This is a genomic window from Xanthobacter sp. DMC12 (assembly GCF_056314105.1).
Genome location: NZ_JBQUYZ010000004.1, coordinates 160987 through 184760 on the forward strand (window position 1 = coordinate 160987; position 23774 = coordinate 184760).

At 70.2% G+C, this 23774-nt stretch carries 22 protein-coding genes; 12 read left to right on the forward strand and 10 right to left on the reverse strand.

Going from position 1 to position 23774, the window contains the following annotated elements; translation table 11 throughout:
* Positions 1-173: 173 nt before the first annotated feature.
* The 5 genes from ACT535_RS16265 to ACT535_RS16285 all read left to right on the forward strand — a co-directional run bounded on the left by ACT535_RS16265 (position 174) and on the right by ACT535_RS16285 (position 4386).
* Positions 174-1088 carry a PDR/VanB family oxidoreductase gene (locus tag ACT535_RS16265; RefSeq protein WP_476365212.1) on the forward strand — a complete coding sequence of 305 codons (915 nt, stop codon included), beginning with the start codon at positions 174-176 and terminating at the stop codon, positions 1086-1088.
* A gap of 18 nt (positions 1089-1106) precedes the next feature.
* Positions 1107-1988, forward strand: a complete 882-nt coding sequence (locus ACT535_RS16270) for a polysaccharide deacetylase family protein (protein WP_168459535.1) — start codon at positions 1107-1109, stop codon at positions 1986-1988.
* A 34-nt stretch (positions 1989-2022) separates the two neighbouring features.
* Entirely contained in the window at positions 2023-2319 is a 297-nt protein-coding gene (locus ACT535_RS16275) for a hypothetical protein (RefSeq protein WP_476365213.1), read from the forward strand.
* Complete coding sequence (locus ACT535_RS16280) at positions 2316-3350, forward strand: CobW family GTP-binding protein (protein WP_476365214.1); 1035 nt, start codon at positions 2316-2318, stop codon at positions 3348-3350. Before ACT535_RS16275 ends, ACT535_RS16280 begins: the two co-directional genes overlap by 4 nt.
* A gap of 106 nt (positions 3351-3456) precedes the next feature.
* Positions 3457-4386, forward strand: coding sequence for a LysR substrate-binding domain-containing protein (locus ACT535_RS16285; protein WP_476365215.1), 930 nt, complete (start codon positions 3457-3459; stop codon positions 4384-4386).
* Between the two features lie 30 nt (positions 4387-4416).
* On the opposite strand, the gene ACT535_RS16290 is transcribed toward ACT535_RS16285, so the two are convergent.
* From ACT535_RS16290 to ACT535_RS16335, 10 genes are all read right to left on the reverse strand, one after another.
* Positions 4417-5187, reverse strand: coding sequence for an MOSC domain-containing protein (locus ACT535_RS16290; RefSeq protein WP_476365216.1), 771 nt, complete (start codon positions 5185-5187; stop codon positions 4417-4419).
* Between the two features lie 57 nt (positions 5188-5244).
* Positions 5245-6480, reverse strand: coding sequence for an ABC transporter substrate-binding protein (locus ACT535_RS16295; protein WP_476365217.1), 1236 nt, complete (start codon positions 6478-6480; stop codon positions 5245-5247).
* Between the two features lie 155 nt (positions 6481-6635).
* Complete coding sequence (locus tag ACT535_RS16300; RefSeq protein WP_476365218.1) at positions 6636-7397, reverse strand: SDR family NAD(P)-dependent oxidoreductase; 762 nt, start codon at positions 7395-7397, stop codon at positions 6636-6638.
* Between the two features lie 88 nt (positions 7398-7485).
* Positions 7486-8205, reverse strand: coding sequence for a nitroreductase (locus ACT535_RS16305; protein ID WP_476365219.1), 720 nt, complete (start codon positions 8203-8205; stop codon positions 7486-7488).
* Positions 8202-8939, reverse strand: a complete 738-nt coding sequence (locus ACT535_RS16310; protein ID WP_168459528.1) for an FCD domain-containing protein — start codon at positions 8937-8939, stop codon at positions 8202-8204. Before ACT535_RS16310 ends, ACT535_RS16305 begins: the two co-directional genes overlap by 4 nt.
* On the reverse strand, positions 8923-10608 hold the full coding sequence (locus ACT535_RS16315; protein WP_476365220.1) for an acetate--CoA ligase: 1686 nt from the start codon (positions 10606-10608) through the stop codon (positions 8923-8925). Before ACT535_RS16315 ends, ACT535_RS16310 begins: the two co-directional genes overlap by 17 nt.
* Positions 10609-10660: 52 nt before the next feature.
* Entirely contained in the window at positions 10661-11863 is a 1203-nt protein-coding gene (locus ACT535_RS16320) for a CaiB/BaiF CoA transferase family protein (protein WP_476365221.1), read from the reverse strand.
* Between the two features lie 15 nt (positions 11864-11878).
* A complete protein-coding gene (locus ACT535_RS16325) occupies positions 11879-12682 on the reverse strand; it encodes an SDR family NAD(P)-dependent oxidoreductase (protein WP_476365222.1) in 804 nt (267 codons plus the stop codon).
* Complete coding sequence (locus ACT535_RS16330) at positions 12682-13887, reverse strand: acyl-CoA dehydrogenase family protein (protein WP_476365223.1); 1206 nt, start codon at positions 13885-13887, stop codon at positions 12682-12684. The genes ACT535_RS16325 and ACT535_RS16330 overlap by 1 nt, the downstream gene beginning before the upstream one ends.
* An 11-nt stretch (positions 13888-13898) precedes the next feature.
* A complete protein-coding gene (locus ACT535_RS16335; protein WP_476365224.1) occupies positions 13899-15044 on the reverse strand; it encodes a phosphotransferase family protein in 1146 nt (381 codons plus the stop codon).
* A gap of 245 nt (positions 15045-15289) precedes the next feature.
* Between ACT535_RS16335 and ACT535_RS16340 the strand changes: the two genes are divergently transcribed.
* The 7 genes from ACT535_RS16340 to ACT535_RS16370 all read left to right on the forward strand — a co-directional run bounded on the left by ACT535_RS16340 (position 15290) and on the right by ACT535_RS16370 (position 23743).
* Positions 15290-16669, forward strand: a complete 1380-nt coding sequence (locus ACT535_RS16340) for an ABC transporter substrate-binding protein (RefSeq protein WP_168459524.1) — start codon at positions 15290-15292, stop codon at positions 16667-16669.
* 82 nt (positions 16670-16751) lie between these two features.
* Positions 16752-17555 (forward strand): ABC transporter ATP-binding protein, encoded by an 804-nt coding sequence (locus tag ACT535_RS16345; protein ID WP_476365225.1) that lies wholly within the window; start codon positions 16752-16754, stop codon positions 17553-17555.
* A 23-nt stretch (positions 17556-17578) separates the two neighbouring features.
* Complete coding sequence (locus ACT535_RS16350; protein WP_476365226.1) at positions 17579-19834, forward strand: ATP-binding cassette domain-containing protein; 2256 nt, start codon at positions 17579-17581, stop codon at positions 19832-19834.
* An 11-nt stretch (positions 19835-19845) separates the two neighbouring features.
* The gene (locus ACT535_RS16355) at positions 19846-20736 is read left to right on the forward strand and encodes a branched-chain amino acid ABC transporter permease (RefSeq protein ID WP_476365227.1); all 891 of its coding nucleotides are present in this window, start codon (positions 19846-19848) and stop codon (positions 20734-20736) included.
* A gap of 3 nt (positions 20737-20739) precedes the next feature.
* Positions 20740-21804: a branched-chain amino acid ABC transporter permease gene (locus ACT535_RS16360; protein ID WP_476365228.1), complete on the forward strand. Its 1065-nt coding sequence runs from the start codon at positions 20740-20742 to the stop codon at positions 21802-21804.
* Positions 21805-21869: 65 nt separating this feature from the next.
* The gene (locus tag ACT535_RS16365; RefSeq protein WP_476365229.1) at positions 21870-22865 is read left to right on the forward strand and encodes a TRAP transporter substrate-binding protein; all 996 of its coding nucleotides are present in this window, start codon (positions 21870-21872) and stop codon (positions 22863-22865) included.
* A 74-nt stretch (positions 22866-22939) separates the two neighbouring features.
* On the forward strand, positions 22940-23743 hold the full coding sequence (locus tag ACT535_RS16370) for an enoyl-CoA hydratase (RefSeq protein WP_476365230.1): 804 nt from the start codon (positions 22940-22942) through the stop codon (positions 23741-23743).
* Positions 23744-23774: the final 31 nt, after the last annotated feature.

A 23774-nucleotide genomic window follows, 5' to 3' on the forward strand; every position in this document is an offset into this window, starting at 1 on the left:
ACGCCGGGACGCGACCCTCCGGCCCATGAGCAAAACTGATCCATGCGGCAGGACAAATCGTTTGCCGCGATCCGGCATCACTGCAACCCTGACAGTCAAGACTGAAAGGGTGCGTCCAGATGAAAGATGCGGACAGCCGCAGAATAATAGTTCACGTCACAACCAGCCGGAACTTGAATTCAACGGCGCGCGAACTGGTTCTCGAAGCATCCGACGGCGCTCAGCTTCCAGCCTATGAGGCGGGAGCCCATATCGACATTCACCTGCCGGGCATCGGCGCCCGTCAATACTCTCTCGTGCGCCCGTTCCAGGCGGGAGAGCCCTATGTCGTGGCCGTCCAGCGGGAGGACGCGGGGCGCGGCGGCTCGCGCTGGATCCACCAGCATCTGCGGGTGGGCGAAACGCTGGAGGTGAGCGCGCCCCGCAACCATTTTCCGCTCCGGCCCGCGCCACGGACGCTTCTCGTGGCCGGCGGCATCGGCATCACCCCCCTGTTCTGCATGGCGCAGACCTGCGAGCGCGACGGCCGCCCCTATCACCTCGTGGTCTGCAGCCGGAGCGAGGAAAGCCTCGTCTATTACGAGGATCTGCTCGGCCCCCGCCGACACGGCCGGGTCCAGTTCGTGCTCGACGGCGGCGATCCCGCGCGCCGGCTCGACATCCCGGCCCTGCTGCATGCCCAGCCCCCAGGCACCCATGTCTATTGCTGCGGCCCTTCCGGCCTGATGGCGGCGGTGCGCGACGCCGGGCGGTCGTGCGAGGGGCTGTCTCTCCATTTCGAGGCCTTCGGCGCCGACCCGCGGGCGACCGACGGCCCCGACGACGGGGCGTTCACCGTGGACTGCAAGGCGAGCGGCCTCACGCTCGAGATCGGGCCCGGCGAGAGCATTCTCGACCGCCTGATCGCCGCCGGGCTCGATGTCGACCATTCCTGCCGCGAAGGCTATTGCGGCACCTGCGCCACCCGCTGGCTGGCCGGGACGCCGGTCCATCGCGACACCTGCCTCGGCGAACCCGAGCGCGACCGCTACGTCGCCATATGCACCGCCCGGGCCGCGCCCGGCGCCCCCCTCGTTCTCGATCTCTGAAACCCTGGACGGACTGGCATGGCCAAGAACATCACCTGCGCATTCGGCGTCGACGTCGATGCGGTCGCCGGCTGGATCGGCACCTTCGGAGGCGCGGATTCGCCCCACGACATCTCCCGCGGCCTGTTCGCCGGCGAGGTCGGCAGCCTGAGGCTGCTGGATCTGTTCGACCGCTACGGGCTCAAGACCACCTGGTTCATTCCCGGCCACTCCGTCGAGACGTTTCCGGACGAGATGGCGCAGGTGGTGGCGCGGGGCCACGAGGTCGGGCTCCATGGCTACACCCATGAAAATCCGCTCGCCATGTCGCCCGCGCAGGAGGCCGACGTGCTCGACCGCTGCATCGAGCTGCTGACCGCCCTCGCCGGCCGCCGCCCCGTGGGCTACGCGGCGCCGTGGTGGGAGCTGAGCCCCAACACGCCCAAGCTGCTGATGGATCGGGGCGTGCTCTACGACCATTCCATGATGCACCGGGACGTCTCGTGCTACCGGCTGCGGACGGGCGACAGCTGGACGGCGATCGACTACGGCCAGCCGGCGGCCAGCTGGATGAAGCCGCTCGTCCGGGGGCGGGAGACCCGGCTGATCGAAATCCCCGTGAGCTGGTACCTCGACGACCTGCCGCCCATGATGTTCATCAAGAAGTCGCCGAACAGCCACGGCTTCATGAATCCCAGGGACATCGAGGAGCTGTGGCGCGAGCAGTTCGACTGGATCTATGAGGAGCTGGACGAGGCGGTGGTCAGCTTCTGCCTGCATCCCGATGTGGCCGGCCGGCCGCAGGTGCTGCGCATGCTCTCCCGGCTGATCGAGCACATGGCCAGCCGGCCGGGGGTTACGTTCAGGACGCTGGAGGAGATCGCCGTCGCGTTCGACCGCGCCCATCCGTTCGCGGGCTGAGGCCATGTGCGGGATGTGTGGCCTGTGGGCCGGAATGGCGCACTGGTCCGACGCCGGACGGCTGCCGGCCGGTGTGCCGGCCGCGGCCCCGGCGGCCGCGCGCATGGCCCAGGCACGCGCCCTCGCCGCCTTCTGCGCGCTCGCGGGCATCGGGGTGCGGGACTGGATGCTGTCGGCGTGGATCCTGGAAGACCGCTCCGGCGGCACCCTGATCGTCGAGAGCCTCCCGCAGGTATGGGAGGGGGTCAGGCGCCTGTCGGGACGGGAGATGGATCCGCTCGACGAGGCGTTCATCGCCGGCGTGGAAGCGCTCGGAGCCGCACGGCGATGACCCCGGCCGCCGGCGATCGGCGCATCCCGCTCCACATCGTCACCGGCAGCCTCGGCAGTGGCAAAACCACCTATCTGCGCCGCGCCCAGGAGAGCGGCGCCCTCGCCGGCGCCCTGCTGCTGGTGAACGAGGCGGCGGCCTTCGGCGTGGACGACCGGCTCCTGCGCAGCGATTCCACCGCCGTCGCCCTGCTCGCAAACGGGTGTCTGTGCTGCCGCATGGACCGCGGGGTGAAGGAGGAGCTGCACCGGGTGCTCGCGCTCCACCGCGCGCGCGGCGACTTCGACCGGGTGGTGCTGGAGCTGAGCGGCCTCGCCGATCCGCTGGCGGTGATCGCCACCATCGTCTCCGACCCCTTCCTCGACGGCCAGTTGCGGATCGCCCTGGTGGTGACCCTGGTGGATTGCCTGCACGACGCGCAGAGCGTCGGCACCGTGGAGCATCGGCGCCAGATCGCGGGGGCGGACATCGTGCTGCTCACCAAGGTGGACCTGGCGACGCCGCAGGAGACCGCCGCGGCCGCGGCGCGGGCGGCCGCGCTGCAGCCCCTGGCGCCGTGCCTGAGCGCGGCGGAGACCGCATTCGACGGCCTCGTGGCGGAGGCCCGGCACCTGCGCGCCGACCGGCTGGCGCACAGCGCGTTCCTGGCGGCCACCGGGCGCTTTGCCTGCCGGCCTCCGGCCCCCGACACCTTCTGCCTGAGCATGTCCGGGCGCCTGGACTGGACGCGGCTCGCCCTGTGGCTGTCGCTGCTGCTGCACCGGCACGGGGAGAGGATCCCGCGCATCAAGGGCTTCCTCCACTTGGAGGGCGCAGATGCGCCGGTGCTCCTCAACTGCGTGCGGCACATCGCCTATTTCCCGGAGCACCGGCCCGCCGGGGAGGCGGCCGGGACATCCTCTTTCCTGGTGTTCATCGTGGATGGGCCGCCGCAACATCTAATCGCGCGATCGTTCACCGCCTGCGTGGGGCCTGCATCCCTCGCCAGCACTCCGGCGCAGGACGAGCATGCAGCGCGCGACCTGCGTTGAGCCCGGACCCCGCGAAAGGCTAAGCTCCCCCGATGCAGGCATCCGCCCGCCCCAACCTGCGCCCGGCACCGGCATCGAGCCCGCGCACCCTGTCCGGAGGGAAACGATGAAGCGCCGCCTGCCGCCGCTCCTCGCCCTGCGCGCATTCGAGGCCGCCGGGCGCCATCTGAGCTTTTCCAACGCCGCCGACGAGCTGAACGTGACCCAGGGCGCGGTCAGCCGGCAGATCAAGCTTCTGGAAGAGTTCCTCCATGCCCCCCTGTTCCGGCGACTGACCCGGCAGGTGGAGCTGACCCCCTTTGGCCAGAGCTATCTCGAGGCCGCCACCTCCGCCCTCGACGAGATCGAGCGCGCCACCGTCCAGAGCCTGCAGGAGGCGCGCGCGCTGTCGGTGAGCGTCCTGCCGACCATCGGCGTGCTGTGGCTGATGCAGCGGCTGACGACCTTCATGATGACCTATCCCGAGATCCGCCTGCAGGTCTCCTCCTCGCTGGAGCCCGTCAGCTTCAAGCGAGAGGGGGTGGACGTCGCGCTGCGGGTCGGCAAGCTGCCGGGCGCGATCCACGACCCCGCCGCGCCGCAGATATCCTTCCGGATGACGGAGAGCTGGGACGACGTGGCGGTCACGCCCCTGTGGGAAGACCGCATCACCCCGGTGATGAGCCGCCGGCTGTTCGAGCGGCACGGCCCGGTCGCCTCGGTGGAGGATCTGGCGCGCTTCCGCCTGATCCACAACCTCAAGCGGCCGGACTGCTGGCCCGCCTGGCTGCATGCCGCCGGCGCACCGCCCACCGAGGGGGCGGGGCGGATCGATGTGGGCCACTCCTTCATGGCGGTCATGGCTGCGCGGGACGGCGAGGGCATCGCCTGCGTGCCGACGATCGAGATCGACAATCTCGAATGGAGCGACCAGCTGGTGCAGCCCTTCCCCCTGCGGGTGCAGAGCGCCGGCGGCTATTATCTCCTGTGCCCGAAGGAGAAGGCCCTCGCCAGCGAGGTGAAGCTGTTCTCCAGCTGGCTCGTCGGCCAGTGCTGACGGCGGGTTCCAGGACCTGGGGCCGCCGCTCTAGTCGATGAAGCGGAGCTGCGCGCCGGGCATGATCCGCCCACCGGCCTCGACCTCCGCATAGAAGCCGAGGTCGCCGTGGCCCTGGTAGTCGCGGATGGCGATGGGCAGGTTCACGTCGCGGATGGCCCGCCCCGGATCGACGCTGGTGGCGGCGCAGCGCCGGGTGCGCCGGACCACCTTCAGCACCACCTCACCGATGGCCATCCGCCGCCCCACCCATTCCAGCTCCGACCAGGGGAGCGAGCCGGAGAAATACAGGTTGGCGCGGAAGCGGATGGGATCGAGCGCCATGGACAAGTGCGTGGAGAGGTCGTCAACCGTGTCGAGATTGATGAGTGAAATCGAGCGCATGAGCGCGACCGAATGGACGCTGACGTCGGTGAACTGATGCCCCGCGGCATGGACGACCTCCGGGCTCCCCGGCAGCGGCGCCTGGACGACGGCGGCGAGGAAGCGCGCGAGGGCGGCGCGGCCCTCAGCGTCATCGAGCGGGAAGGTCTGCGCCTCGTCCCCGTCGCGGATTTCCAGCCGGTCCGGCTGCTCCAGGTATCGGCACTTCAGGCGCGCCAGGCTCTCATACCGGGCGAGCATGAGGAACTGGGTCTTCGGGGCAGGCCGCGGCGCGGCGGGATCGAACGCGAGCGACCCGTCGGTGACGGCATAGGCGCGATCGCGGGGAAAGCCGAACCCCGCCTCGAGCGCGACCTCCGCCATGGGCTCGGCGGACAGGCCCTTGAACGGATACCGGAACAGGGAGACGACACGCATGTTCACCTCACGGGGAATGCGGGCGCGGCGATCGCTGCGTGACCGCCGCGCACCGGCCTACTGGGCGATGGCGCAGGCGCCGGGCGTCATGGGCGAGACCGCATCGGCCGCGGCAACCGTCGCCAGCAGCGTGTAATAGTCCCACGGCGCCTTGGATTCTGTCGGGGTCTTCACTCGCATGAGCTGCATTTCGTGCTCGTGCAGGCCATCGGGCCGGATCCGGCCGCCCCGCGAGAAGAAGTCATCGATGGGCCCGGCCTTCATCTGGGCGACGACCTTGGCGCCGCTGTCGGTACCGGCCTTGGCAACGCTCTTGAGGTAGTGCGTCGCCGCCGAATACATGCCCGCCTGCACCATGGTGGGCATCTTCCCGGTGCGCTGGAAGAAGCGCTTGGCGAACTGCCGGGTCGCCTCGTCCCGGTCCCAGTAGAAGGCGGTGGCCAGCAGCAGGTTCTGCGCCTGCTGAAGGCCCATGGAATGGACGTCCGTGATGAAGGTCAGCAGCGTCGCCACCCGCTGGCTGCCATCGGCGGAGATGCCGAACTCGGTCGCCCCCTTGATGGCGTTGGTGGTGTCCGCGCCGGCGCTGGCGAGGGCGATGACCTTGGCCTTCGATGCCTGGGCCTGGAGCAGGAAGGAGGAGAAATCCGCGGTGTTCAGGGGGAAGCGCACGCTGCCCAGAACCTTGCCGCCGCTGGCCTTCACCACGTCGGCGGTGGTCTTCTCCAGCCCATGCCCGAAGGCGAAATCGACCGTCAGGAAGAACCAGGTGTTGCCGCCGTCGCGCACGATGGCCTTGCCCACCACGTTCGACAGCATGTTCGCGTCGTAGATGTACTGGACGCTGTTGGCGGTGCAGGAATCCGTCGTCACCTTCGGGGAGCTGACGCCGCCGAGGACCACCACCTTGTCCTTCTCCCGCGTCACGCCCATGACCGCGAGCGCCACGGCGGAATTGGAGATGTCGAATATGGCGTCCACCTTGTCCACGTCGTACCAGGAGCGGGCGACGGAGACCCCGATGTCGCTCTTGTTCTGGTGGTCGGCGACCACCACCTCGACGGGCGTCTCCCCCACCTTGCCGCCGAAGTCCTCCACCGCCATCTTGACCGCGGCGTAGGAACCGGGTCCCGCGTAATCGGCATAGGGGCCCGACATGTCGGTGAGAACACCGAGCTTGATAATTCCGTCGGAGTAGGCGCTGGCGCCCGAATTCTGTGCAGATGCGTGCGTTGCGGGCATCAACAAGGCCAAAGCGGCCAGCACCGAAGCAAACGACCTTAGGTGATCCATCTTGGACCCTCGTTCTGGAAGTGATCGCCTGGAATTTTTCCCAGTTTGATTGCCTTCCAGTTCCCATCGGGCCGCATGTCTTCACAAGCTATTTATTCACGCGGATGAATGAGTTCAGCTAATCCGTCCGGCATGGGGCGGCCGCGTCGATGGCCTCATCGGGCCTGCATCCTCAATCCGGCGTCGAGCCGGAACACCGCACCGTTCACCATCGGGTTGTCGACGATGCCGAGGACCATCCGGGCGAACTCGTCGGGCCGGCCGGCGCGCTTCGGGAACGGGATGACGTCGAAGACGCGATCCTGCACCTCCTGCGTCATCGCCTCCACCATGGGCGTGCCGAACAGGCCGGGCGCGATGGCGGCGACGCGGATGCCGTGGCGCGCCAGCTCGCGGGCCGCCGGCAGGGTCAGGGACGCCACGCCGCCCTTCGCCGCCGCGTAGGCCGTCTGGCCGATCTGGCCTTCATAGGCCGCCACCGATGCGGTGTTGATGATGACGCCGCGCTGGCCCTCCGCGTCGGGCTCGTTTCCCGCCATGGCGGCGGCGGCGAGGCGGAGCCAATTGTAGGTGCCCGTGAGGTTGACCCGGACGATGCGCTCGAACTCCGCCAGCGAGCCCGGCCCCTCCTTCTCCACGATCCGCGCGCCGGGTGCGATGCCCGCGCAATTCACCAGCAGGTGCGGGCGGCCGCGTTCGGCGAGGATGCGCGCGAAGGCGGCTTCGGACGCCGCGCCGTCGGCGACATCGCAGGCGAGTGCGAGCGCCCCCGTCTCTTGCGCGAGGGCCGACATGCCCGCCTCCTGCAAGTCCACCAACGCGAGGCGGGCGCCGAGGCCGGCAAGGCGGCGCGCGGTCGCGTTGCCAAGGCCGGAGGCGGCGCCGGTGACGATGGCAACCTTGTCCTTCAGATCCATGATGACCTCATTCATCGGGCATGGGTCGGCGATCGCCCCGCAGGGGCGGGACGGGCGAAACGATCGGGAATGAAATGTCGCCTGCGGCTCAGGCGATCGCGTCGACGAAGCGAACGAAGCGCTCCAGTGGCTCACGCACCGTGGTGAAGGTGTTCTCCGGCGCCGCGGGATCGGCATGGCCGAGCGCCATGCCGCAGACGATCATCTGCGTCGGGGGAATGGCGAGGCGCTGCGCGATGACGGCGCCATAGGCGTTGAAGGCGGCCTGCGGGCAGGTATGGAGGCCGAATGCCCGCGCGGCGATCATGATGTTCTCAAGGAACATGCCGTAGTCGAGCCAGGAGCCCCGCTCCAGGTCGCGGTCGATGGTGAAGATCAGCCCCACCGGCGCGTCGAAGAAGAGGAAGTTGCGCGCGAGTTGCCGGCGCATCCGCTCGCCGTCCCCCTTGGCGATGCCGAGCGCGCCATAGAGGTCCCACCCCACCTTGCGGCGGCGGGAAAGATAGGGCTCGCGCCACTGGCGGGGATAATAGGCAAATTCCTCCGTCCCTGGATCGCCGGCGAGGGAGAGGGCATGAAGCTCCCGCGCCAGCGCCGCGAGCGGTTCGCCCCGCAGCACCAGCACCTGCCATGGCTGGATGTTGGTGCCGGAGGGCGCGCGGGCCGCCAGCTCCAGGATGGCCGCGACCGTCTCGTCGCCGACCGGTTCCGGCAGGAAGGCGCGGATGGAGCGGCGGGAGCGGATGGCCTCTTCGGCCGAGAGGGCACCGGACGGGACAGCGGCGGGGGAGGAAGCGGGCGCACTCATTTTCCGGGCATGTCCACGGGGGTCGCCATGTCGAGATTGGCCAGCTCGTAGCCGCGCTTGAAATCGAGGATGTGCTTTTCCATCCAGTCCCGCGCGCGCTTCTCGTCGTGGTCGCGGACGGCGGCGAAGATGGCCTCATGGGCAACCAGCAGGCGCTCGCCGGCATTGAGGCGCGACATCACCTTCAGGAACGGCGGGTAGAACAGCTCGGAGAGCGGCAGACGGGCCATCTGGATGGCGCGGTTGCGGGTGGCCCGCGCGACCAGCTCATGGAACTCGATGTCGAGCGCGGTGAGGCTGGTGGAATCCTTCAGCGCCTTGCGCGTCTCCTCGAGATTGCGCTCCAGCGCCGCGAGGTCGGCCTCATCGCTGCGCTGGGCGGCGGAGGCGGCTGCCGCCGGCTCGATGGCGAACATGGCCTCCCACAATTCCTCGAACGTCACCTGGTGGAGCACCATGGCCGCGGTGAGCCGCCGCGAGATGTCGCCGGACTGGGGAATGGAGGCATAAAGCTTCTTCTTGCCCGCCTCGCGCCGCACGAAGCCGTTCTGCTCCAGCACGCGGATGGCCTCGCGGATGGTGGAACGGTTCACGCCCAGCTTCTCGGCGAGCCCGGCCTCGGAGGGCAAAAGATCCCCCGGCGCGATCTCGCCCGCCAGGATCTTGTCCTCGATGGTGCGGGCGACGAGACGGAAGGCGGGCTCCACCTGCACCGGATCAAGCGCGAGCGTCATCGGAAACCATCCTCTCGGCGGCGCGGGCCTTCTCCAGGTCCCGCAGCACCTTGCGTTGCACCTTCCCGGTCATGGTCTTCGGCAGCTCGCCGAGAAACGCGATGGCGCGGGGATATTTGTAGGGAGCGGTGACACGCTTCACGTGATCCTGCAAGGCGGCGGCCAGCGCCTCGTCGCCGGTGAAGCCGGGGCGCAGCACCACGAAGGCCTTCACGATCTCGCCACGCTCGGGATGGGGCGCCGCCACCGCCGCGCATTCCTGCACCGCCGGATGATCGAGCAAAGCGTTCTCCACCTCCGAGGGGCCGATGCGGTACCCGGCGGAATTGATGACGTCGTCATTGCGACCGCGGTGATAGAAATAGCCGTCCGCATCCACCATGCCGAGGTCGCCGGTGACGAACCAGCGCCCCTCCGGCCCCTCCACATACGCGGCGGCGGTGCGCTCGGGCTCGTCGAGATAGCCGAGCATCATCTGCGGGTTCGGCGTGAGGAGGGCGATGTCGCCCTCGGCCCCCGGCGGCAGGCGGTTGCCCGCGCCGTCGATGATGGCGAGGTCGAGGCCCGGCAGCGGCTTGCCCATAGAGCCCTCGCGCGGGGCAAGGCAGGGATAGTTGAGCAGCGTCATCAGCGTCTCGGTCTGGCCGTAGGCTTCCAGGATGGGGATGCCCGTCGCCGCCTGCCAGCGCGCCGCCACCGCGGGGTTCAGCGTCTCGCCCGAGGAGACGGTGTGGCGCAGGCGCGAGAGGTCGTGCTCGGCGACGCCGGCATCCACCACGCGGAACAGCTCGGTGCCCGGCGCGCAATAGACGGTCACGCCATGGCGCTCCAGCAGCCGCAGGCGCTCCTTGGGGTCGAACGGGCCGTCGTAGAAGAAGCTCGCCGCGCCGCAGCTCCACGGCCCGAACAGGATGGAGGTGCCGGCCTTGCTCCAGCCGGTGTCGGCCGTGCACCAGATGGTGTCGCCTGGCCGTAGGTCGAGCCAGGCGAGGGCCGAGCCGCGCCAGGCATAGAGCCCGCGCGCGGCGTGCAGCACGCCCTTCGGCTGGCCGGTGGAGCCGGAGGTGTAATAGAGGACGGCGGGGTCGTCGGCCTTGACGGTCACCGGCGCGAAGGCCTCGTCGCCAGAGGCCAGCGCCTCCTCCAGCGGCTCGAAGCCGGGCGCGCCGCCGCGGGGACCGGCAAGGGCGAGGCGCACCGGCACCTCCCCCATCACGTTCGCGAACTTTGCAGCATGCTCGGCCCGGGCCACCACGGCCCGCACGCCGGCATGGCGCACCCGATACTCGATGTCCTTGGCGGTGAGCATCTCGATGGACGGGATCGGCACCGCCCCGAGCTTCAGGCAGCCCACCATGGCGATCTGCCATTCGGGGATGCGCGGCAGCATCACCAGCACGCGGTCGCGCTTGCGGATGCCGCGCGCCGCCAGCGCCGAGGCGAAACGGCTGGTGAGGCGCGCCATGTCCGAGAAGGAGAAGCGCCGCTCCTCCCCCGCCGCATTGGCCCAGATGAGGGCCGGCCCGTCGGCCGTGCGGGCGAAATGATCCACCACGTCGGCGCCGAAATTGAACGTCTCCGGCACCTGCCAGCGGAAGGTGCGGACGGTTTCGGCATAGTCGGTCATGTTGGGCGCCATTCTGGTCGGCGCCATGTGGCTGGTGGCCATGGTTTCCTCCCGGAGCATTGTGCTCTCTTGGTGCTCTCTTGCGCGTATTGCCTCAGATGGCCCGGCTGGCCTTGAGCGCGGCGATCTCGTCGTCCGAATAGCCGAGGCCTGCGAGCACCTCGCCATTGTGCTCGCCGAGCAGCGGCGGCGGCGCGCGCAGCACGCAGGGCGTGCCGGAATATTTCACCGGAAAGCCGAGCTGGGGAATGGTGCCCTCCACCGGATGCTCCATCGACATCAGCATCTGCCGGTGGCGGGCGTGGGGATCGGCGAACGCCTCCTCCATGGAGAAGACCGGGCCGAAGGGGATGTCGGCGGCTTCAAGCTCCGCCACCCATGCGTCGCGCGTCTTGCGGGCGAACAGGGCGGCGAGGGTGGCCTTCTGCGCCGCTTCCCGCTCGCCCGCCGGCCACTGCTCGTCCTTCAGCGCGGGAAGGCCCACGGCGTCGCAGAAGCGGTGCCAGAAATGCGGCTCGATGAGGCCGAGCGCGACGTATTTCCCGTCGGCGCAGGCATAGACGTTGTAGCAGGGCGCCTGCCCGATGAAGGGCCGTTCGCCGCCCTTCGGCTCGATGCCGGCGAAGAGATGATCGGCGCCGTGCAGGGACAGCCACGACATGGCGCCGTCGTGCATGGACACGTCGACGAACTGCCCGCGCCCGGTGGTCGCCCGCGCCAGCAGCGCGGCGAGGATGCCCGTCGAGGCCATGAGCGAGCCGCCGCCCACGTCGGCGATGGAGAGGCCCGGCACGATGGGGCCTTCCCCCGCCTTGCCGAACAGCTGCAGCGCCCCCGCCTCGGCGAGGTAGTTGAGGTCGTGTCCCGGCTTGAGCCGGCTCGGCCCGTCCTGCCCGTAGCCGGAGATGGCGCAATAGACGAGGCGCGGGTTGATCTCGGCGAGGGCGTCGTAGCCGAGGCCGAGGCGGTCCATGACGCCGGGGCGGAAGCCTTCCAGCAGCACGTCCGCATCCCTCACCAGCTTGAGGAGAATGGCGCGGCCGTCTTCCGACTTGAGGTTCAGCGTGAGGCTCTTCTTGTTGCGGTTGAGCAGCAGGAAGGAGCCGGACTCCGCCCGGTTCAGCGGCGGGAAGGTGCGGTTGTAGTCGCCGCCCTCCGGCTGCTCGATCTTCAGCACCTCGGCGCCGAGGTCGGCCAGCATCAGCGAGCAGAAGGCGCCCGGCAGCAGGCGGGTGAGGTCGAGCACCTTGAGGCCGGCGAGGGCGAGAGGCGTCGTCGTGGGGGTGAGGGCGTTCATCTGTGGTCTTTCGGATCAGGCGGCGGTCCAGCCGCCATCCACCGCCAGCGAGGCGCCGGTGATGTAGGAGGCCGCGGGCGAGGCGAGGAACAGGCAGGCGCCGACCAGCTCCTGCGGATGGCCGAAGCGGCCCATGGGCGTGCGGCCGGTGACACGCTCGGCGAGCTTGGGGTTCTGGCGCATGCCCTCGGTCAGCTCGGTTTCGAAATAGCCGGGGCCGACGGCATTCACCCGCACGCCCTTCTTCGCCCATTCGAGGGCGAGCTGGCGCGTCATCAGCTCCACCCCGCCCTTGGCGGCGCAATAGGCCGTGGTACGCGCCAGCCCCACCCTTCCGGCCACGGAGGTGATGTTGACGATGGCGCCTTCGCCCTGGGCCAGCATCACCCGGCCGGCGGCGCGGGCGGCGAGGAACACGCCGGTGAGGTTGGTGTCCACCACCTCGCGCCATTCGGCGAGGCTGGTGTCCTCGGCGGTCTTGTACCAGGGGTTGATGCCGGCATTGTTCACCAGCACGTCGATGCGGCCGTGGCGCTCCACCACGGTGCGGGCCAGCGCCTCCACATCCGCCTCGCTGGAGACGTCGGCGGGGACGCCCTCCGCCCTTCCACCCCGGGCGGCGATGGCGGCGGCGGCCTCGGCCACGGTCGCGGCGGTGCGGCCGGTGAGCACCACATGGGCGCCCGCCGCCGCGAATCCGTCCGCCACGGCCCGGCCGAGCCCGCGCCCGCCGCCGGTGACGATGACGACCTTGCCGGCAAGGCCGGGCATGGTCGTGGGCGTGGGCATGGGATCGGGCAAGGAAAGGGCGAGGCCCATCACGCGGCCCTCCCTTCCGGCAGGGCCTTCACGGCCGCGCCACGGGCGAGGCGGCGCGCGATGTTCCAGCGGTGCACCTCGGACGGGCCGTCATAGATGCGGAAGCCGCGCACGTCGCGGAAGATGCGCTCCACCTCCGTGTCGCGCGTCATGCCGAGGCCGCCGAGCACCTGGAGCGAGCGGTCCACGACGCGGAAGATGGCTTCCGAGGCGAACACCTTCACCATGGAGCTTTCCACATTCGCCTTCTCGCCCTGGTCCAGCAGCCAGGCGGCGTGGCGGATGGCGAGGCGGGTGGTGTGCAGGTCGATCTCGTTGTCGGCCAGCATGAAGCCGACCCCCTCATGGGACAGGAGCGTGCCGCCGAACGCCTCGCGCCGGGCCGCATAGCCCGTAGCGATGTCGTGGGCGCGCCGCGCGGCGCCGAGCCAGCGCATGCAGTGGGTGAGCCGCGCCGGCACGAGCCGCGCCTGGGCATGGCGGAAGCCCTCGCCCACGGCGCCAAGCACGTCGGATGCGGGAATGCGCAAATTCTCCAGCGCCACTTCCGCGTGGCCGCCGGTGAAGGAGCTGTCGAGGGTGTCGAGCGCCCGCAGGATGCGCACGCCCTCCGTCGGCAGATCGGCGAGGAACATGGTGGCGCCCACGTCCCGCCCGTCCACGAGGGTCCGTGCCATGATGATGGCGAAGGCTGCGCCCTCGGCCCCGGTGATGAGCCATTTGAGGCCGTTGATGACGAAGTGGTCGCCGTCCTTCACCGCGGTGGTCTTGAGCAGCGAGGGGTCGGCGCCGGCGCCGGGGTGGGGCTCGGTCATCAGGAAGCAGGAGCGCGTCTCGCCCGCCGCCATGGGCGCGAGGTAGCGGGCCTTCTGGGCTTCGCTCGCCACCTCGGCGAGGAGATGCATGTTGCCCTCGTCCGGCGCGGCGATGGCGAGCGCGATGGGGCCGAGCATGGAATAGCCCGCCGCCTCGAACACCACGGCCTTGCCGAGGTGGGAGAGGCCGAGGCCGCCCCATGCCTTCGGCACATGGGGGCTGAGCAGCCTGGCGGCGCGGGCCTTGGCCACCAGATCGCGGCGCAGATCGTCGGTGGGGCCGTGGGCGGTGCGGCGCGGGTCAGCCTCGAAGGGCAGCACCTCCTCGCGCACGAAGGCCGCCGTGCGGGCCTCCAGCGCCGCGAGATCCGGGGGGAGAGCGAAATCCATGGGCCTCGCCTTCAGAATGTCTTGTCGTTGACGATGTCGAGGGTGAAGTCGAAAAGCGCCTCCGCGAGCGCCCCGAACCCGGCATAGCGCGGGTCCGATGTCTCGCCGGCGCGGTGCCGGGCGTGGAGCTGGTGGAACACCACGCCGAGCTTCAGCATGGTGAGCACGCGGTAGGGCTTGAGCCGGGAGAGATCGCGCCCGGTGGCGCGGGCATAGGCGTCCGCCGCTTCGGCCCGCGTCAGGAAGCCGGGGCGGGCCGTGGGCATCTGCGCCAGCTCGTGCATGCAGTCGGGATCGGACGGCTCGGTCCAGTAGCTGAGCAAGGTGGCGAGATCGAACAGCGGGTCGCCTCGGGTGCCCATGTCCCAGTCCACCACCGCCACGGGCGCGCGGGTGGCGGGATCGAGCAGCACGTTGTCGAGCTTGAAGTCGTTGTGGAGCAGGGTCGGCGCCTGCGCATCCTCGACGTCCGCGGCGGCGAGCCAGCCGGCCACGGCGCGGGCGGCGGGCGAGAGGGCGCCCTGCGCCACCCGCTCGGCCCGGCCGATCCATCCCGCGGCGGTGCGGGCGAAAAAGCCCCCGGGCCGGCCGAGGTCGCCGAGCCCCACGCGGGCGGGGTCCACCCGATGGATGGCGGCAAGGGTTTCGACCAGCATGCGCGAGAGCGCGGCGCCGGTCTCCACCGTTGCCGGGAAAGGGGCGAGGCTGTCGCCCCGCAGGGCGGCGCCGGGCCGGAATTCCATGAGCTGGAACGGCGCGCCCGCAACGTTCGGGTCGGCGCACAGATGCAGGCTGCGCGGGGCGAGCGGCAGCTCCCGCCAGAGGTTCGACAGGATGCGGTGCTCGCGCGCCATGTCGTGCGCGCCGGGCGGCAGGGGCCCATCCGGCGGGCGCCGAAGGACCGCCCATCCGTCCGACACGCGCACGAGAAAGTTCAGGTTGGCGAGGCCGCCCATGAACTGGCGGGGCACGAAGGCGGGATCGAGGCCGATGCCATGGACCGCCAGATGACGACCGATCGCCGGCCAGTCGAGCGCCCGGCTCTCGGCCGCGCCGCGCAGGGCGACACCGGCCGGCACAGCCGGCTCCAGCACGGACGCACCGACGTTCCCCTCTGCGGTGCCCCCGCCTTCGAGCACGTGAACAACCTCGACCATGGAGCGTGACGCCTCGTTTTTGTCGGACTAAAATTGTCCGACTGAAATCGTATGGTCAAGCGGAAATTTTGCGTCAACGACACGCTTCAGGCGGCGGGAATCTCGACATTCGATATCAAAATCAGTATGTTGATTATGGATTTCATCTCTCTCGCTCCGAGATTGACGGCGCCGCGATTTTCGATTTATGGTCCGATCATCCGATAAAGATGCCGGACCAGAATTCCGGCCTGGAGGATGACGCCATGCCTCAATGCCTCACCCCGCGGCGCTGGAAATCCGTCGCGCCGGCCTGTCTGCTTGCCCTCGTCTCGACGCTTGGCCTCGCCGGCCCGGCGGCTGCGCAGACGGCGACGCCCGCAGCGACGGGCGCACCGATGGAGCAGTTCGTGCCCATCGCCATCTACCGCACCGGCCCCTATGCGCCGGGCGGCTCCGGCATCTACGGCGCCTATGCGGACTATCTGGCGCTGGTGAACGCCCGCGACGGCGGCGTGAACGGCGTGAAGCTCGTCTATGAGGAGTGCGAGACCGGCTACCAGCCCGACCGCATGATCGAATGCTACGAGCGGCAGAAGGCGAAGGGGCCCACCGGCGCCGCCGCCTTCACGCCCTCCGGCACGGGCGGCGTCTACGCCCTCATCGACCGCATGACGGCGGACAAGATTCCCTCCGTCACCATCGGCTACGGCCGCACCGATTCCTCCGACGGCCGGATCTTCCCCTATTTCTTCCCGCTCATCTCCAACTACTGGAGCGAGAACACCGCCACCATCCGCTATATTGCAGAGCGTGAGGGCGGACTGGAAAAGCTGAAGGGCAAGAAGATCGCCAACGTGGTGATGGACTTCGCCGCCGGCCGCGAGACCCAGGCCATCCTCGACGCCCAGGCCAAGCGCTTCGGCTTCGAGGTGACCACCTTCCCCATCGCCCCGCCCGGCCTCGACCAGCGCGCGGTGTGGCTGCAGGTGCGCCAGTATCGGCCGGACTGGGTGCTGTTCCGCGGCTGGGGCGCGGCCACCCCCACCGGCATCAAGGAAGCCGCCCGCGCCGGCATCGCCCGCGATCGCATCATCGGCTGGTGGTGGTCCGGTTCGGAAGAAGACGTGACGCCGGCGGGCGACGCCGCCAAGGGCTTCATCACCGCCCAGTTCCACGCCACCGGCCCCGACTACCCGGTGTTCACGGACATCAAGAAATACGTCTACGCCAAGGGCCAGGGCAATGTGGAGGAGAACCGCATCGGCTCCGTCTATTACGTGCGCGGCGTGCTGCACGGCGTGACGGTGACGGAGGCCATGCGCACCGCCATGGCCAAGTTCGGCAACCGCCCGCTCACCGGCGACGAGGTGCGCTGGGGCCTCGAGCACCTGGTGATGACGAAGGACCGCATCAAGCAGCTCGGCCTCGAAGGCCTTATGCCGGAGATCAAGGTGACCTGCGCCGACCACGAGGGCGACGGCGCCATCCGCTTCCAGCAGTGGGATGGCAGCAAGTGGGTGATGATCTCGGACTGGATCAAGTCCGACCAGTCCATGGTGCGCCCGCTCATCGAGGCGTCGGCCGCCCAGTACGCCAAGGAAAAGGGCATCACGCCCCGCGACTGCGCTGGCGAGACCAACTGAGCCCGGGGGGCCGCGGCGCCCCCCTTTTCACCACGCGCGGGGCGGCGCCCCGTTTCACCACCAACGCGCGGAGAGGCACGCCATGAGCGGGCAGGATCCCCTTTTGTCCGTGGCCGGGATCGAGGTGATGTATGGGCGCCTCGCGCTGGTGCTGCGCGGCCTCACGCTCAGCGTGCCGAAGGGCGGCATCGTCGCCCTGCTCGGCGCCAACGGCGCCGGCAAGACCACCACCATGAAGGCCATCGCCAACCTGCTGCGCGCCGAGCGCGGAGAGGTGACCCGCGGCGCGATCCATTACGATGGCGCGCGGATCGACGGGCTGGATGCCTCCGACCTCGCCCGGCGCGGCCTGTCCCTGGTGATGGAGGGCCGCCACGCCTTCCCCACCCTCTCGGTGGAGGACAATCTGAAGGTCGGCGCCTACTCCCGCAGCGACCGGGCGGTGGGCGAGAGCCTGGAACGCGTCTACCACACGTTTCCCCGCCTGAAGGAGCGGCGCCGGCAGCCGGCCGGCCTGCTCTCCGGCGGCGAGCAGCAGATGTGCGTCATCGGCCGGGCGCTCATGGCCCGGCCGCGCATGATCCTTCTGGACGAGCCGTCCATGGGCCTCGCGCCGCTGCTGGTGGAGGAGATCTTCGCCATCATGCAGCGCCTCAACCGGGAGGAGGGCATGACCTTCCTCATCGCCGAGCAGAACGCCGCCGTCGCCCTGCGCTACGCCACCTATGCCTATCTGGTGGAGGGCGGCCGCGTGGTGCGGGAAGGACCGGCGGGCGTGCTCGCCGCCGATCCGGAGATCCGCGCCTCCTACCTCGGCCTCGACGCGGCCGCCGAGGCCGACGGTACCGCCCTCGTGGCGCGGCGTCGCCCGCGCTGGCTCTCGTGACCCGCGCCCCCGCGATCCCCGCCATGGCCCAAGGGACAGACCCCGTGATGAACCTCGCCCCCGACCATGCCGCGCTTGCCGCCGCCGACCGGAAGGAGACGCTGCCGGGCGCGCTCATCGCCGCCGCCCGCCGCCATGCCGGCCATCCGGCGATGCGCCACAAGCGCGGCGGCATCTGGCGCACCTGGACCTTCCACGACACGCTCGCCCGCGTCGCGGCGCTGGCGCGCCTGTTCGAGGATGCCGGCCTCGCCGAAGGTTCCCTCCTCGTGACCGTGGGCGAGAACCGGCCGGACCTCTACGCCGCCCTCCTCGCCGCGCAGGGGCTCGGCGCCGTGGCCATGCCGCTCGCGCCCGAATTCCTGCGCCGCTTCGGTGCGCCGGAGGCCGAGCCGGCGCTGGTGATCTGCGAGAGCGAGGACGCCGCCCGCGTGTGGCGCGCGGTCGGCGGCGGCGGCACGGTGCGGCGCCTCGATGCGCTGGACGTGCCGCCGGAGGACGCCGGAGCGGATGCCGGCGCGTGGTTCGCCTGGCGTGCCGCGACGGTGGATGGCGGGCGCACCGCCCTCGTCCTCCATACGGACGGCGCCGACGGCGCGCCCCGCCCGGTGGCGCTCTCCCACGACCAATTGCTCTCCGCCGGCCACGCCCTTGCGGCCCGGCTCGCCCTTGGGCCGTCCGACCGCCTGCTGGCGTTCCTGCCCATGTCGGGCAGTGCCGATGCCGCCCTGAGCCTTGTCGCCCCGCTGGTGTCCGGCGCCAGCGTGCATTGCGTCGAGGGGCCGGCAAGCTTTCCGTCGGATATTCGGGAGGTGGCGCCCACGGTGCTCGGCGCGCCGGCGCGGGCGCTGGAGCTGATGGCGCGGGACGCGAGCCGCCGCCTCGCCGCCGGCGGGCCGCTCACGCGCGCGCTCTCCCGCTGGGGGGCAGTGGGCGGCCCGGGCGCGGGGCTGCTGTTCACGGCGCCGCTGCGCAACGCCATCGGCCTCAGCCGCTGCCGCCTCGCCTTCGTCACCTCCGGCGCGCTGGAGCCGGGCTGCGCCGGGCGCCTGACGGCCTGGGGCCTGCCGCTGGACCGCAATCTCGCCCTGGGCGAAGACGGCACGCCGTGCTCCCGCACCGCCTTGTCCGATACCCATGCCGGCCGGCTGCGCAGCATCGAGGCCCTGCTGCGCGCCGAGGAGGGCATCGACCGGGCCCGCGTGACCCCGGCGGGCGACGGGCTCCTCGCCCGCCTCGCCGTCGTGGCGGCGGCCGACGACGCCGACGATGGCGCCGAGGCCGCAGCCCGCGCCCAGGCGGCGGTCGAGCGGGTGAAGGCGCGCCTCGCGACCGATGCCGTCTTCGGCGGCGTGACCATCACCGCCTTCGAGATCACGGCCGAGGGCTTCGGACCGAACGACCTGACGCTGGAGGGGGACACCCGCCACAGCGCCCCCGCCGTCCCGTGGGCCATCGCCGCGGCGAGCCGCGGCGCGCACGCCGCACGCACCCCCGGCCCGCTCCTCATGGATGTGCGCAACGTCAACGTGGCCTTCGGCGGGGTGAAGGCGCTCACCGACGTGTCCCTCGCCGTCCATGAGGGCGAGATCCTCTCCATCATCGGGCCCAACGGCGCGGGCAAGACCTCGCTGCTCAACGTCATCAATGGCGTCTACCACCCGCGCTCCGGAACCATCAGCTTCGCCGGCAAGGCGCGGGCGCGCATGCGGCCGGCCTTTGCTGCGCGCTCGGGCATCGGCCGCACGTTCCAGCATGTGGCGCTGTTCAAGGGCATGAACGTCATCGACAACGTGCTGGTGGGCCGCGCCGCGCGCTTCCAGGGCGGACTGCTCGGCAAGCTCCTGCGCCTGCCCTCCGCATCGGCGGAGGAGCGGCGCGAGCGGGAAGCGGCGGAGCGCATCCTCGCCTTCCTGGAGCTGGAGCACCTGCGCAAGAGCCCTGTGGCGAGCCTACCCTACGGCATCCAGAAGCGGGTGGAACTCGCCCGGGCGCTCGCCACCGAGCCGAAGCTGCTGCTGCTCGACGAGCCCATGGCCGGCATGACCCACGAGGAGAAGCGCGACATGTGCGGCTTCATCCGCCGGGTCAACGAGAGCTTCGGCACCACCGTGCTCATCATCGAGCACGACATCGGCGTGGTGATGGGCCTGTCCGATCGCGTGGCGGTCCTCAACTACGGCCGCAAGATCGCCGACGGCACGCCGGCCGAGGTGCGCGCCGACCCCGAGGTCATCGCCGCCTATCTCGGGTCCGCCGCCCTCGGCGAAGCCGCGTGAAGGAGCACATCATGGGCGACTTTTCCTTTTTTCTCGAAGTGGTGGTGGGCGGCCTCCTGTCCGGCGTCATGTACACGCTGGTGGCGCTCGGCTTCGTGCTCATCTTCAAGGCCTCGGGCGTGTTCAACTTCGCCCAGGGCGCGATGGTGCTGTTCGCCGCGCTCACCTTCGTCGGCTTCCTGGAGTTCGGCCTGCCCATGTGGGCCGCCTTCCTCGCCGCCCTCGCCGCCATGCTGGCGCTCGCAGTGGCCATCGAGCGCACAGTGCTGCGCCCGCTGATCGGGCAGGATCACATGATCCTGTTCATGGCCACCATCGGCCTCTCCATCTTCCTCGAGGGCTTCGCCCAGCTCATATGGGGCACGAGGGTGCGCGGGCTCGACCTCGGCATCTCCGACGAGCCCATCGAGATCGGCGGCATCCTCATCTCGCAGTTCGACCTCTCCGCCGCGGTGATGGCGGCGGTGCTGGTGGCGGTGCTGTCCGTCTTCTTCTCCTACACCAAGGTCGGGCGCGCGCTGCGGGCGGTGGCCGACGACACCCAGGCGGCGCAGGTGGCGGGCGTGCCGCTGGGCTTCATCTGGGCCGTGGTGTGGGGGGCCGCGGGCTTCATCGCCCTCGTCGCCGGCCTCGTGTGGGGCGCGCGGCTCGGCGTGCAGTTCGCGCTGACGCTGGTGGCGCTGAAGGCACTGCCGGTGATGATCCTCGGCGGCTTCAACTCCATCGCCGGCGCCATCGTGGCGGGGCTCGTCATCGGGGTCTCGGAGAAGCTCGCAGAGATCTATCTCGGCCCGTTCGTGGGCGGCGGCATCGAGAACTGGTTCCCCTACGCGCTGGCCATCGCCGTCCTCCTCATCCGCCCCGCCGGCCTGTTCGGCGCGGCGCGCATCGCGAGGGTCTGAGCCATGTTCTACCGTGACGCCGGCGCCCTGAAGACGTCCTACGCCCAGGAACAGGCCATCTTCCCCGTGGCCCTCGACCGCTGGGCGGTGGTGGCCCTGGTGGCCGTGGGGGCGCTCGTGGTGCCGCTGGTGGCCGGGCCCTACTGGCTCGGCTCGATCCTGCTGCCCTTTCTCATCCTGTCGCTCGCGGCCATCGGGCTCAACATCCTCACCGGCTATGCCGGCCTGCTCTCGCTCGGCTCGGGGGCCTTCATGGCAGTCGGGGCCTACGCGGCGGTGAACCTCGTCATCCGCCTGCCGTGGCTGCCCTTCCCGGTCTCCTTCGTGCTGGCGGGAGCGGTGGCGGGGGCGGTGTGCCTCGCCTTTGGCCTGCTCTCCCTGCGCATCCGCGGCTTCTACGTGGCGGTGGCGACGCTCGCCGCCCAGTTCTTCATCGAATGGATCTGCACCCACATTCCGTGGCTGGTGCTGAACACCCCCTCCGGCGTCGTCTCCACCCCGACGCTCTTTTTCTTCGGCCATGCCTTTTCCTCGGTGCCCGCGCGCTATCTCGTGGCCTTCGCGACGGTGGTGGTGCTGGCGGTCCTCGCCAAGAACCTGGTGCGCTCCTCCACCGGACGCGCGCTGATGGCGGTGCGCGACCAGGAGACCGCCGCCGCCCTCACCGGGGTGGACACGGCGCGCGCCAAGCTCACCGCCTTTGCCGTCTCGGGCTTCTACTGCGGGGTCGCGGGCGCGCTGTGGAGCTTCCTCTATCTCGGCAATGTGGAGATCGAGGCCTTCTCGCTGCACCGCTCGTTCCAGATCCTGTTCATGGTCATCATCGGCGGCCTCGGCTCCATCCTCGGCGCGTTCCTCGGGGCGGCGTTCATCGTGCTCCTGCCCGTGGCCATCGCCAACGCCGCCACCCTGTTCGGCGAGGCGCTGAAGCCGGACGTGCTGGCGAACCTCGAACTGATGATCTTCGGCGGGCTCATCGTCACCTTTCTCATCATCGAGCCCAACGGCCTCGCCCGCCTCGCGGTGAAGGCGAAGGAACGGCTGCGACGCTGGCCGCTGGCCTATTGAGACCCGGCGCCAAGGCCGGGGTCCGAGAAAAGGCAGATGCACTGCCGACACAGGGAGGAAACGCCATGAAGACCACCCTCGGCCGCCTCGCAGGGGCGGCGCTGATGATGCTTGCGCCGTTCGCCGCGCCGCCGCCCGCGCTGGCGGAGGAGTTGCGGCTCATCTTCGACATCCCGCTCAACCACCCGCGGGTGCCCTATTTCACCGCCATGGCCGACCAGGTGGCGAAGTCCACCTCCGGCCGGCTGACCATCGCCGCCAACCCCGGCGGAACCATCTATCCGGGCTTCGCCTCCCTCGAGGCGATCAAGGCCGGGAAGGCCGACCTGACCTTCGTCAACGCCGCGAACCTGGAGCGGCTGGACCCGCGGTTCGGCTTCATCAACCTGCCGTTCGCGCTGGACGATGCGGCCATGGCGCAGCCCTCCGCGCGGACCGGCGTCGTGGGGCTTCTGGACAGCCTCGCCCGTGGGCAGGACCTGCGCGTCATCGGGCTGATGCGCGGGGCCGACCAATTGTTCGTGTTCCGCGACAAGCGCGTCGCCACCCCGTCGGACCTGAAGGGCCTGAAGATCCGCGTCGCCGGCGCCGGCATCTATGAGGACATCATGCGCCGCCTCTCGGCGGAGCCGGTGGTGCTGCCCATTCCGGAGATGAAGCCGGCCTTCCTCCGCGGCGCCCTCGACGGCGTGTTCACCTCGCCCGGGGCCTGGACCTCGCAACTCGGCATGGAGGCGCCGAAGGCCACCCATGCGCCGGGGCTGATGATGATCACCTACGTGCTCGTCGCCCGCGCGGACGCCCTCGACCGCCTCAAGGCGGAGGATCGGGCCGTGCTCCTCGCCGCCGCCCGTGCCGAGGTGACGGAAGCCTGGGGCCGGATGGAAGCCGACGACGCGGCCATCCTGAAGGACATGGCTGCCAAGGGGGCCGCCATCGTCACGGTGAGCGACCTGAAGCCGTGGCGGGACGCGGTGGCACCGGTCACCGCCGCCTTCGCCGCGGGTTTCCCGGACACCTGGCGGGATGTCCAGGCCGCGATCCGCCCCCGCGGCAACTGACGGCCCGCAAGCACCCGCGCAACAGCACCGGCGCCCATGGGCGCCGGCCGGAACCCTGTCGTCTGGAGCCCGTGATGACCCCTGCCGCCCAGTCCGGCGCCCCGCGCCGCTTCGATCTCATCCGCACGATGGCGCGCGGCCGGGTGGGATGGATCACCCTCGATCGGCCGGACGCCCTCAATGCGCTCAACGCCGCGATGGTGGCGGAGATCGCCAGCGCCCTCGGCCAGTTCGGCGCCGATCCCGAGATCGGCTGCGTCGTGCTCACCGGCTCGGACCGCGCATTCGCGGCCGGAGCGGACATCAAGGAGGCGGCGGACCGCACCTACCCCGAGACGTTTCTGGAGGACTTCCTCGCCTCCTGGGATGTCATCGCCCGCATGCGCAAGCCCCTCGTCGCCGCGGTGGCCGGCTATGCGCTGGGGGGCGGTTGCGAGGTCGTGCTGATGTGCGATGTGGTGATCGCCGCCGACACAGCCCGCTTCGGCCTTCCGGAAGTGAAGATCGGCGTCATGCCGGGGGCGGGCGGAACCCAGCGCCTCGCCCGCGCCGTCGGCAAGGCAAAGGCGATGGACCTGTGCCTGACGGGCCGGATGATGGACGCCGCGGAGGCGGAGCGCTCGGGCCTCGTGTCGCGGATCGTTCCCGCCGCGGACCTGCTGGCGGAGGCGCAGCGCTTCGCCGAGGAGATCGCGGCGAAATCCCGCGTCAACACGTTGGCAATCAAGGAAACCATCAACCGGGCGTTCGAGACCTCGCTCTCGGAGGGGCTTCTGTTCGAGCGGCGGATGTTCCAGTCCCTTTTCGCAACCCTGGACCAGAAGGAGGGGATGGCCGCCTTTGCGGAAAAGCGCGCGCCGCAGTTTCGCGACAGATGATGCGCCCCCGCCCCTCGCGTTGCCCCCGGCC